Here is a 7,627-nt window from a genome sequence, read left to right on the forward strand (position 1 = left end):
CCAGCCACAGTTTGTGGCGGGGTGGGGAGTGCTGAGCCGGGGGACGAAGGGGGGTCAGAGCCCGGCGAGCAGCTGCCGCGAGATGACCAGGCGCTGGATCTGGTTGGTGCCCTCGAAGATCTGCGTCACCTTGGCCTCGCGGAAGTACCGCTCGACCGGGAAGTCCTGGGTGTAGCCCGCCCCACCGAGCACCTGGATCGCGTCGGTCGTCACCCGCATGGCGGCGTCGGTCGCGATGAGCTTGGCCACCGCGGCCTCCTTGCCGAAGGCCCGCCCGGCGTCCCGCAGTCGCGCCGCGTGCAGGTAGGTCGCGCGGGCGCTGGTCACCGCGGCCTCCATGTCGGCCAGGAGGAAGGCCAGACCCTGGTTGCTCGCGATCGTGCGGCCGAACTGCTCACGCTCGGTGGAGTACTTCGCCGCCACGTCGAGGGCGGCCTGTGCCAGGCCGGTGGCGACGGCCGCGATGCCCAGACGGCCGGCGTCGAGACCGGCGAGGGCCATCGGCACACCTCGGCCCAGGTCACCGATCTGCCGGTCGCCGGCGACCGGCACGTCCTCGTAGATGACCTCGCGGACGGTGTCGCCGTGCAGACCCATCTTCTTCTCCGGCGCGCCGAAGGAGATCCCCTCCGCGTCGGCCGGCACGACGAAGCAGCTGACGCCGCGCCCGCCGTCGTCGCTCGTGCGGGCGAAGGTCGTGTAGTAGTCGGCGTGGCCGGCGTGCGAGATCCACGCCTTGCGGCCCCGGATGCGCCAGTCGTCACCGTCGGGGGTGGCCCGCGTCGTCATCGCGCCGATGTCGGAGCCGGCCAGCGGCTCGGACAGGGCGTAGGCGCCGAGCGTCTCGCCGGAGAGCATGTCCGGCAGCAGTGCCTCCTGCTGCTCGGGGGTGCCGTAGGTGTGGACGGCATAGGCGGTGAGCGAGTGGACGGACACGCCCACTCCGACCGCGGCCCACGCCGAGGCGATCTCCTCGACGACCTGCAGGTAGACCTCGTAGGGCTGTCCACCGCCGCCGAGCTCCTCGGGGTAGGGCAGGGACAGCAGCCCGGCCCGGCCGAGGGTGCGGAAGACCTCGCGCGGGAAGACCTCCTCGGTCGCGGCGCGGGCCTCGACCTCGTCGGCCTGGGGCCGCAGGGACTTGTCGCAGATCGCGCGGGTGAGCTCGATGAGGTCGTCACCGATCTCCGTGGGCATGAGCCGGGTTGCTGGCATGCCGAGCACTCTACGAGCCGTTGAGGCATGCGTCACGATCGTGGGGGAACAGTGCTGCGGAGTGGCAGGCACCGCCGTCCTCAGGCAGCGTCCAGTGCATGACGACACCGCGCGCGGCCCTCGTCGCCGTCATTGCCACCCTGTCCCTCGGCCTGACCGCCTGCGGCTCCGGGGGCGGCACGGGCGATCCGGCACCGGCCGCCTCGTCCTCCACCGGCACGTCGACCGCCGTCGGCACCTCGACGCCGCCGAGCTCGACGACCGCCACCTCCGACGACCCCGACGTCGCGAGGGTGCGCGCGGCCGAGTCGGCGGTGGGCGGCCGGGCCCACGAGGTCGAGCAAGGGCTCCAGCTCGATTGAGGTGGACGTGGACGCCGACGGTCGCGCGAGCACCGATGGCGACGCCGACGATCTCGACGACGAGGACCGCGCCGGCCTCGACGCCGCCAAGATCGACCTCGCCGAGGCCATCGAGACCGCGCTCAAGGAGGCCGACGGCACCTTCGACGATGCCGAGCTCGAGGAGGAGAACGGCGCCCACCACTGGAAGATCAGCGTCGACGTCAACGGCAACGACACGGACGTGCTCGTCGACGTCACGACCGGCAAGGCCATGCCGGAGAGCGACGACGACGGTGACGACGACGCCGCCGACGACAACTGAGGCACCTACGGTGGAGGGGTGAGACACCCCTTCGCCCGTACCGCCGCGACCACCGTCGCCCTGACGCTCGCCCTCGCCGCCTGCTCCGCAGACGGCGAGGGCGACGCCACGTCATCGACCGCGCCCTCCTCGACCGCACCGACCTCCGAGTCGACGTCCTCGAGCAGCCGGGCGTCCTCCCCTTCGTCATCGTCCGCGTCGGCGAAGGTCGTGGGCGCCCCGGCCGCCCTGACCCGCGCGGTCGCGAAGAAGTACGGCGACCACCCGCTGGACGGCCGGGCCGAGCTCGGTGACTGGCGCGGCGCCAAGGTCGCGGTCGTCAGCGCCGGTGACGACGTCACCCTCGCCGTGCGGCCCAAGGGCCGTACGGGGTGGAAGGTCGTCGGCGGCTGGTGGCCCAGCCTCGGCGCCGAGGGCAAGGCCGACCTCGGTGGCGCGCGCCACGTCCTCGTCATCGGCTCCGACGCCCGCCCCGGGCAGGACGTCGAGCGCTCCCGGGCCGACGCGATCCAGCTGCTCGGTGTCGACGGCAAGGGCGGCGCGGGACTCATGGGCTTCGCACGCGACCTGTGGGTGCCGATCCCCGGGCACGGTCACGGCAAGCTCAACAGCTCGATGGTCTTCGCCGGACCGAGCGGCCAGGTCAGCTCGGTCGAGAGCCTGAGCGGTGTCGACGTCGACGGCTACGTCGTCACCGGCTTCGACGGCTTCGAGGCGATCGTCGACGAGGCGGGCGGCCTGGACTTCGTCGCGCCGGAGGCTCTCGACTCCCACCTGCCCGGAGGCCAGATCGCCAAGGGCCGCAACCGCCTGAGCGGCAAGGAGGCGCTCGCCTACGCGCGCGAGCGCAAGACCCTTCCGGGTGGGGACTTCGACCGCTCACGCCACCAGGGCCTGCTCCTCGCCGCCGCGGCGGTCCAGGCGAAGCTCAAGGGGCCGGGCGAGGTTCCCGCGATGCTGTCGGTCGTCGACGAGCACGCGAGCAGCGACCTCTCGGCGGAGGAGATGCTCGTCTTCACCGCCTCGTTCTACCGGGTCAACCCGACCAAGGTCGGCCACGCGGTCGCCCAGGGCCCGACGGGCATGCAGTCCGGGCAGTCGATCGTGCGCCTCGACGACGCGTCGAAGCGGTCCTTCCGCGACTTCCGCGACGGTCGCCTCAGCTGACCGCGGCCGGGTGCACGCGCACCTGGCTGGCCTTGACCGAGACCCAGACCGGGTCGCCGGGACGCAGCGGGAGGGCCGTGAGCGCGGCCGGCGTGACCTCCGCGCTCATGGCGAAGGGGGAGTCCAGCCACACCCGTACGCGCCCGGCGTACGCCTCCACCCGCGCGACCCGGGCCCGCCACACGTTGCGCGGCGACCCCTCGGGGTGGTCGTGGTGGAGCGAGACCGCGTCGGGGGCGAAGGTCACCCAGCACGGGCCGGTGACCTCGTGGGGGCCGGTGGCGATCGTGAGGTCCCCGGCGACCGCCCCGCCGCCCGGCACGGCCTCGGCGCGGAGCAGGTTGAGCCCGGCGAGCCCGGCGGTGAAGTCGCTGCGCGGGTGCTCCAGCACCTGCCGCACCGGACCGTGCTCGACCTGGGCGCCCAGCACGGTGAGCGTGTCGTGGGGGCCGTCCGCGACGGTGAGCACGTCGAGCACGTCGTGGGTGACGAGCAGGACGACGAGGTCCTCCCGCTCGTGGGTGACGCGCGAGAGCACCGCGCGCATCGCGGGGGTGGCCTCGACATCGAGAGCGGCGAGAGGCTCGTCGAGCAAGAGCGCGGCGGGCTCGGCCGCCAGCGCGCGGGCGAGGGCCACGCGCGCGGCCTGACCGCCCGACAGCTGGCTGGGGCGCCGCTCGGCGAAGTCGCCCATGCCCACGACCTCGAGCCAGTGGTCGGCGGCGGCACGGGAGCCCCTGCGACCGCGTCCCTGGCTGCGCGGTCCGAAGGCGACGTTGTCCCGCACCCGCAGGTGGGGGAAGAGCTGGCCGGCCTGGGACATCAGGACCACGCGGCGTCGGTGCGGCGGCAGGTCGTCGAGCGGTCGTCCTGCCAGCACCACGCGGCTCTCGTCAGGGCGGGCGAGGCCGGCGACGACAGCGAGCAGGGAGGACTTGCCGGCGCCGTTGGACCCGGTGATCGCGTGCCGCCCGGCCGGCAGGTCGAGGTCGACGTCGAGCCCGCGCTCGGCCCAGCGGGCCCGCACCTGCAGGCTCATGCCGCAGCCCTCGTCGTGCGGGCGTAGACCGAGCCGACGATGACCGTCGCGAGGACGACGAGCACGAGGGAGAGCGCGATCGCGGCGTCCTGGTCGACCTCTCGTTGCAGGTAGATCTCCAGCGGCAGCGTGCGGGTGCGCCCCTGCGCGGACCCGGCGAAGGTCAGGGTCGCGCCGAACTCGCCGAGCGCTCGGGCGAAGGCGAGCACGCACCCCGACACCAGCCCCGGTGCGACGAGCGGCAGGGTGACCCGGGTCAGCCGCCGCCACGGGCCGGCGCCGAGGGTGGCGGCGGCCTCCTCCTGGCGCCGGTCGAGGCCGCGCACGGAGCCCTCGAGCGAGAGGACGAGGAAGGGGAGCGCGACGAAGGTCTGCGCGAGGACGACCGCGGTGGTCGAGTAGGAGATCGAGATGCCCGCGGCCACCAGGTGCTCGCCGAGCAGGCCGCGTCGGCCGAAGGTCGTGAGCAGCGCCAGGCCGCCCACGACGGGCGGCAGGACGAGGGGCACGAGGACGAGCGCGCGGAGCACCGACTGACCCGGCCAGCTGCCGCGGGCGAGCAGCAGGGCCAGCGGGGCGCCGAGGACGATGCACAGGGCGGTCGCCACGGCGGCGGTGCGCAGCGACAGCAGGAGCGCGGTCACCGATGCCTCGGAGGTGAGCAGCGGCCAGAGGGTGCCCACGTCGACGGAGGTGATCAGCCCGAGCAGCGGGACGACGACGACGAGGATCGCTCCCGCCGCCGGGACCCACAGCCAGGCGGGGGGCCTCACGGTGTGCCGAAGCCCTTGTCCTGCAACACCGCTCGTCCATCGGGCCCGGTGACGAAGTCGACGAAGGCCTGTGCCTCGTCGGGCGATGGGGCACCCTCGAGCACGGCGATCGGGTAGGTGTTGACGACCTCGTCCGAGCCCTCGGCCTCGACCGTGTCGACCTTGTCGCCGGCGCCGGTCGCGTCGGTGACGTAGACGAGGCCGGCGTCGGCCTCGCCCGTGGTCACCTTGGTGAGCACGTCGGTCACCTTGGACTCCTCGCTCGCGGGGTCGAGGGTCACCCCCTGCTGCTCAGTGAGCGTCTGGGTCGCTGCCCCGCAGGGGACCTGATCGGCGCAGACGACGACCGCGAGGTCGGAGGACTCCAGGTCCTTCAGGCCGATGATCTCCTTCGGGTTGCCCGGCTCGGTGACGATCGTCAGGACGTTGGTGGCGAAGAGCGTCGGGTCGGCGGCCGTGAAGTCCGCGACCTTGTCCATGGTGGCCTCGTCGGCGGAGGCGAAGACATCGAGCTCGGCACCGTTGGTGATCTGCGTGGCGAGGTCGGAGGATCCGGCGAACTGGAACTCCAGCTCGACTCCCTCGTTGGCCGCCTCGAAGTCGGTGGCGATCTCCTCGAAGGAGGCCGTCAGCGACGCGGCGGCCGCGACCCGCAGGGTGGTCGTGCCGCCCTCCTCAGCGCCGGAGCCTGAACCAGAGCCGGCGCCGCAGGCTGCGAGGGCCAGGGCGAGGGGCGCGACGCATGCTGCGGCACGCAGGCCCCTCACGACGCACTCCCCGGAGTGCCGATGACGACATTGGTCGACTTGATCGACGCGACGGCGACCGAGCCCGCTTCCAGCCCCAGCTCGTCGGCGGCCTCGCGCGACATGAGCGAGACGATGCGGAAGGGCCCGGCCTGCAGGCTCACCTGCGCCATGATGCCGTCGCGCAGCACCTCGGTGACGATGCCCCGCATGCGGTTGCGCGCGGACTCGTCGGTGACCGGACCGACCGGGGCGGGGTGCGCGATCTCCTGGGCCAGCCGGGCGAGGTCCGCGCCGTCGACGAGGACGGGACCTTCCCCCTTCGTCGCCGTGAGTCGATCATTGTCGATCCACCGCCGGACGGTGTCGGGTGACACCGCGAGCAGCTCGGCCGCCTCAGAAACACGCAGTTGCGTCATGGATCGACGCTATCACCAGCAGATACGGCATGGAGCGCGCATCTGCCCGGGGAGATGCGCGTCAGGCGTCGGGGAGGTCCTGCGGGCCGAAGGGGGTCGGCTCGGCGATCTTCGCCGTCACCGAGTCGCCGGAGGAGCGGCCGGTGAGACGGCGGTGCACCCACGGGGCGGCGTACGAGCGCGCCCAGCGGGCGGTCTCGACGGCCTGCTCGCGGCGCGGCACGGGCGGGGCCGCGGCGAGCGGGGTGCGCCACTCCGGGTCGCTCACCGGCTGGGCGAGCGCGGTCAGCGCCGCCTGTGCGACGCGGCGGTGCCCCTCGGTGCTCAGGTGGATGCGGTCGGTCGCCCACAGCCGCCAGTCGCGCAGGGCGCGCAGGCCCCACAGGTCGAGCACGTGCGCGCCCTGCCGCTGGGCGATCGAGTGGACATTGGCGGTGTGCACCGCGTGCCGGGAGCGAAGGGAGGACAGCATCCCCGCGTCGGCCGGGTCCGCGGGGGTGGCCATGAGCACGTCGGCGCCGGTGGCGCGGGTCGCCGCCACGGCCTCCTCGAGGCTCGCGGCGACCTCGTCGAGGTCGACCCGCGGGCGCAGGATGTCGTTGCCACCGCCGACGATCGAGACGAGGTCGGGGGAGACGGCCAGGGCGGCGTCGAGCTGCGGTCCGACGACGTCGGCGAGCTTGCGACCACGCACGGCGAGGTTGGCGTAGTGGAACTCGCCGTCAGGCACCTGCGTCGACAGCTCGGCCGCGAGCCGGTCGGCCCAGCCGACGTAGCGGTCCCCGGTGCGGGGGTCGGCGTCGGACATGCCCTCGGTGAAGGAGTCGCCGATCGCGACGTAGCGGCGCCAGGGGTGGGTCTCGGTCACGGGAGTCTCCAGTCGATGGGGGCGGCGCCCTGTCGGGCGAGCAGGTCGTTGGTGCGGCTGAAGGGGCGCGAGCCGAAGAATCCGCTGCGCGCCGACAGGGGCGAGGGGTGGGCGCTCTCGATCCGGGGCACCTGCCCGAGCGCCGGTGCCAGGTCGCGTGCCTTGCGTCCCCAGAGGATGGCGACGAGCGGTCCGCCGCGGGCGGCGAGCACCTCGATCGCGCGGTCGGTCACCGCCTCCCAGCCGCGGCCGCGATGGCTGTCGGGAGCGCCGGGGCGCACGGTGAGGCACCGGTTGAGGAGCATGACGCCCTGCTCGGCCCACGGGGTGAGGTCGCCGTCCGACGGCAGGGGCACGCCGACGTCCTCGACGAGCTCGCGGTGGATGTTGAGCAGTGACCGGGGCAGCGGCCGCACGTCGGGAGCCACGGCGAAGGAGAGGCCGATCGCGTGGCCGGGCGTGGGGTAGGGGTCCTGGCCGACGACGAGGACGCGGACCTCCTCGAGCGGGATGGTGAAGGCGCGCAGCACGTGCTCGCCGGCCGGCAGGTAGCCGTGGCCCGCGGCGACCTCCTGTCGCAGGAACTCGCCCATCTCCGCGATCGTCGGCGCGACCGGCTCGAGGGCCTGCGCCCAGGACGGGTGGACGAGCTCGCTCAGCGGTCGGATCGGCACGTACCCACCCAACCAGACACCGATCCCCCCGGCGCAGGGGTGCCGGGGGGATCGGTCGAA

General features: G+C 73.6%; 10 protein-coding genes. 3 read left to right on the forward strand and 7 right to left on the reverse strand.

Annotation, left to right across the window (positions count from 1 at the left end):
- Positions 1–54: 54 nt before the first annotated feature.
- Positions 55–1,215 (reverse strand): acyl-CoA dehydrogenase family protein, encoded by a 1,161-nt coding sequence (locus JAN01S_RS15925; RefSeq protein ID WP_068319751.1) that lies wholly within the window; start codon positions 1,213–1,215, stop codon positions 55–57.
- 98 nt (positions 1,216–1,313) lie between these two features.
- On the opposite strand from JAN01S_RS15925, the gene JAN01S_RS17245 reads away from it, so the two are divergent.
- Genes JAN01S_RS17245 through JAN01S_RS15940 form a run of 3 tightly spaced genes read left to right on the forward strand, consistent with a single transcriptional unit; the run spans position 1,314 to position 3,048 of the window.
- A complete protein-coding gene (locus JAN01S_RS17245) occupies positions 1,314–1,577 on the forward strand; it encodes a hypothetical protein (RefSeq protein ID WP_068319741.1) in 264 nt (87 codons plus the stop codon).
- A 7-nt stretch (positions 1,578–1,584) separates the two neighbouring features.
- A complete protein-coding gene (locus JAN01S_RS17250) occupies positions 1,585–1,881 on the forward strand; it encodes a PepSY domain-containing protein (protein ID WP_169797253.1) in 297 nt (98 codons plus the stop codon).
- Positions 1,882–1,899: 18 nt separating this feature from the next.
- Positions 1,900–3,048 (forward strand): LCP family protein, encoded by a 1,149-nt coding sequence (locus JAN01S_RS15940; protein ID WP_068319744.1) that lies wholly within the window; start codon positions 1,900–1,902, stop codon positions 3,046–3,048.
- Here JAN01S_RS15940 and JAN01S_RS15945 read toward each other — a convergent pair.
- The 6 genes from JAN01S_RS15945 to JAN01S_RS15970 all read right to left on the reverse strand — a co-directional run bounded on the left by JAN01S_RS15945 (position 3,041) and on the right by JAN01S_RS15970 (position 7,567).
- Positions 3,041–4,087, reverse strand: coding sequence for a sulfate/molybdate ABC transporter ATP-binding protein (locus tag JAN01S_RS15945; protein ID WP_068319745.1), 1,047 nt, complete (start codon positions 4,085–4,087; stop codon positions 3,041–3,043). The two genes, JAN01S_RS15940 and JAN01S_RS15945, sit on opposite strands and share 8 nt — an antisense overlap.
- Positions 4,084–4,860 (reverse strand): ABC transporter permease, encoded by a 777-nt coding sequence (locus tag JAN01S_RS15950; protein WP_068319746.1) that lies wholly within the window; start codon positions 4,858–4,860, stop codon positions 4,084–4,086. Before JAN01S_RS15950 ends, JAN01S_RS15945 begins: the two co-directional genes overlap by 4 nt.
- Complete coding sequence (gene modA, locus JAN01S_RS15955) at positions 4,857–5,627, reverse strand: molybdate ABC transporter substrate-binding protein (RefSeq protein WP_068319747.1); 771 nt, start codon at positions 5,625–5,627, stop codon at positions 4,857–4,859. The genes JAN01S_RS15950 and modA overlap by 4 nt, the downstream gene beginning before the upstream one ends.
- The gene (locus JAN01S_RS15960) at positions 5,624–6,025 is read right to left on the reverse strand and encodes a TOBE domain-containing protein (RefSeq protein ID WP_068319748.1); all 402 of its coding nucleotides are present in this window, start codon (positions 6,023–6,025) and stop codon (positions 5,624–5,626) included. Before JAN01S_RS15960 ends, modA begins: the two co-directional genes overlap by 4 nt.
- A gap of 61 nt (positions 6,026–6,086) precedes the next feature.
- Positions 6,087–6,893, reverse strand: a complete 807-nt coding sequence (locus tag JAN01S_RS15965) for an SGNH/GDSL hydrolase family protein (protein WP_068319749.1) — start codon at positions 6,891–6,893, stop codon at positions 6,087–6,089.
- Positions 6,890–7,567 (reverse strand): uracil-DNA glycosylase, encoded by a 678-nt coding sequence (locus tag JAN01S_RS15970; RefSeq protein WP_068319750.1) that lies wholly within the window; start codon positions 7,565–7,567, stop codon positions 6,890–6,892. The genes JAN01S_RS15965 and JAN01S_RS15970 overlap by 4 nt, the downstream gene beginning before the upstream one ends.
- Positions 7,568–7,627: the final 60 nt, after the last annotated feature.

The organism is Janibacter anophelis NBRC 107843, from assembly GCF_001570945.1.
GTDB classification, from domain to species: Bacteria; Actinomycetota; Actinomycetes; order Actinomycetales; family Dermatophilaceae; genus Janibacter; species Janibacter anophelis.